Genomic DNA, 2,473 nt, shown 5'->3' on the forward strand with positions numbered 1-2,473 from the left:
CGTGTCCGAGGTCGTTGACCACGACTGGGCCAAGTCGATCTATTTCAAGGACCCGAACGGCATGCAGCTGGAATTCTGCTGCCTGACGCGGGAATTTGTTGACGACGACGGCGTCATGCAGGAGCGCTTCCAAGCCTCAATCCGGGCTCTGGGCCTCGAAGATACGAGTGATCTCAAGGATGCTCCCCGCTAGGCCCGCTCTCGGTCGGTAGCGGTTGTGTCGAGCAACCGCTCAACCATGGCCCGATACTGCTTGACCGCAGGCGAGCGGTAGAAGCGGGCGCGGGTGAAATTGGGGTCGCCGGCGTAAAACCACTCGTACTGGAGCTGGCGGCTGCCAAACTGTTCGCCCAACATATCCCAAGCCAGCTTAAACAGCCGCACGCGTTCTCGGGCGGGCAAATCCTTACCGCGCAGATATTGTTCGAGATAGGGCGCAATGGCCGGATTTTCCAGGTCCTTTTCCGTCGGTGTCAGAATCAGACCGCTGCCGCTCAGCTGACGCAGGACTTCTGCCGCCCGCATGTGCGCCTGGGGTAGAAACACCCACAGGCTGGCCGCCAGGGCGCGCAGCGAGGTGCCCTCACGCCGGCCGGCGTCCACATCCTGGGCGGCCGCCCGCACCAGGCCGTTGGCAATCTCGACATTGGCGATCAGCTCTCCGAGCTGGGTCTGGACCTGCGCGGCTGCGGTCCGGCCTATGGCTTCGGCCACCGAACACGCCAGACCGGCCATGAAACGCAGCTTGACCGTGCCGCGAATCACCCCTTGCAGCAGGGCATAGCCGGGCGCGTGGCCGAGGATATAGTTGGACGCCTCGATATCGCCGTTGATAAAGACCCGCTCCCACGGCACTTCCACATCATCGAAGATTGCCAGCGCGTCTTCCTCATCGAAGCGCGACGACAGCGGCCGGTCAAAGTCGCTGCGACCGGTGCTGTAGGCTTCACGACACACGAATTTCAGGCCGGGGATATCCATCGGCACGGCAAAACACAGGGCGTAGGCTTCATCGCCCGGCTTGCGCGGGTAAAACGGGCCGACCCACAGCTCGTTGGAAAACGGGGCCAGGGTTGACAGCATGCGCGCGCCACGGACGACGAGACCCCGGTCCGTCTCGCGCACGCGGTGCAGGGCAGCCTCGGGATCGGCTTGCTCGGCCGGACCTTTTGAGCGGTCAATCTGGGGATCGACCAGGGTGTGGGTGAGGCACCAGTCCTGGTCCCGGCAGTCCTCATAGTAGCGCAGGGTATTGTCGCCGTACTGTTTGTTGCGCTGGCCGATGAACTCGTGGGCGACCGCCGCATCCGTGACCAGGGCGTTCATGAAGTCGGGCAGCCGGCCCATCAGCCCGAACGTGGCCTCGGCCCGAAACTCCTCGGCCCGGACCCGCCGGTCCACGTCCTGAGCGGTGTCGGTGATCAGAAAGGACAGGCTGACCGGCTGACCGTCGGCCGGGGAGGGATAGGTCAGGAGGGACTGGTGCTGGGGGTCGTGCTGGAGGTCGTACAGCATGGCCAGGGTATTGATCGCACCCTGAAACGGCGGATAGGCCGTGACGTCCGTGACCCGTTCGCCGTTGACATAGATGCTGCGCCCGTCGCGCAGGCTTTCCCGATACTCCGCGCCGCTCCGAATACCCATTGGAATCCCTCCCCCGCGTGTCTATTGCCGCATGGCCGCAATCACGTCGCGCAGACCCTTGTCCTCCTGTGCATATTCGAGCTTCTCCACCCCCAGATAGGCGTTGGGAAACTGGACGTATTCGGCGGCGTCGTTATCGCAGTAGACTTCGAGCTCGTAGCCGTCCGGGTCCTCAAAATAGACGCTCCTGGTAATGCCGTGGTTGACGGTGAAGTGGACCGGTACGCCTTTGTCCTTGAGTTCGTGGTAGGCGGCCTCAAGCTCTTCCTGGCTGCCGAGACGAAAGGCGATATGGGCCAGACCGACCGCTTTGGGGTTGGGCGCCTCGGCCTCGGGGCCGATTTCAAACAGGGCCAACTCGTGGTGGTCGCGTCCGTGGTTGGCCAGAAAGACGGCCCGAATTTCGGACACATCTTTCATGATCTGCATACCCAGGACCTCGGTGTAAAACTTGCGCGAGCGGTCAAGGTCGCGGACCTTGATGACGGCGTGGCCAATGCGTTCGGGGCGGATCATAGCGGAACCTCCTGTGTGGGATGTGTTTACCCTTACTCGTTTTTGCTGACTTTCTCTACAGGCAGGACAGGTCTTCGCTCATCATGCTCTGGTGTCAAGCGGGCGATGTCGTAGCCATCGACGACGCTGGCTTGGCCGAACAGCTCGACCGCCGGGGCGACCTCGGCGAGCGACAGGGCCATGAGCAGCAGGCGCTCGGCCTCGGGTGGCAGCTGGTCCGGCGGAAACTGGGCTAAATGGGCCAGGACCTCTTCCATGCGCGCCAGCATGGCGGCGTAAAAGGCCTGGAGGTCTGCCATGCCGCTGGATTGCC

At 63.0% G+C, this 2,473-nt stretch carries 4 protein-coding genes; 1 reads left to right on the forward strand and 3 read right to left on the reverse strand.

What is annotated here, in order from left to right:
• On the forward strand, positions 1-193 hold a 193-nt coding region (locus J4F42_14660; protein MCE2486752.1), incomplete at its 5' end, for a hypothetical protein.
• Here the strand turns inward: J4F42_14660 and J4F42_14665 are convergent.
• The 3 genes from J4F42_14665 to J4F42_14675 form a co-directional block, all read right to left on the reverse strand.
• A complete protein-coding gene (locus J4F42_14665; protein MCE2486753.1) occupies positions 190-1,644 on the reverse strand; it encodes a hypothetical protein in 1,455 nt (484 codons plus the stop codon). The two genes, J4F42_14660 and J4F42_14665, sit on opposite strands and share 4 nt — an antisense overlap.
• A gap of 21 nt (positions 1,645-1,665) precedes the next feature.
• Positions 1,666-2,160, reverse strand: a complete 495-nt coding sequence (locus J4F42_14670; GenBank protein MCE2486754.1) for a VOC family protein — start codon at positions 2,158-2,160, stop codon at positions 1,666-1,668.
• A gap of 32 nt (positions 2,161-2,192) precedes the next feature.
• Positions 2,193-2,473: hypothetical protein (locus tag J4F42_14675; protein ID MCE2486755.1), on the reverse strand; the 281-nt coding region annotated here is incomplete at its 5' end.

This window comes from Desulfurellaceae bacterium, assembly GCA_021296095.1.
In the GTDB taxonomy this organism is placed as follows: Bacteria; Desulfobacterota; Binatia; order Bin18; family Bin18; genus JAAXHF01.

Coding starts and splice junctions, on each gene's coding strand:
- J4F42_14665 (MCE2486753.1), bottom strand. CDS start 1,644: ATGGGTATTCGGAGCGGCGCGGAGTATCGGGAAAGCCTGCGCGACGGG.
- J4F42_14670 (MCE2486754.1), bottom strand. CDS start 2,160: ATGATCCGCCCCGAACGCATTGGCCACGCCGTCATCAAGGTCCGCGAC.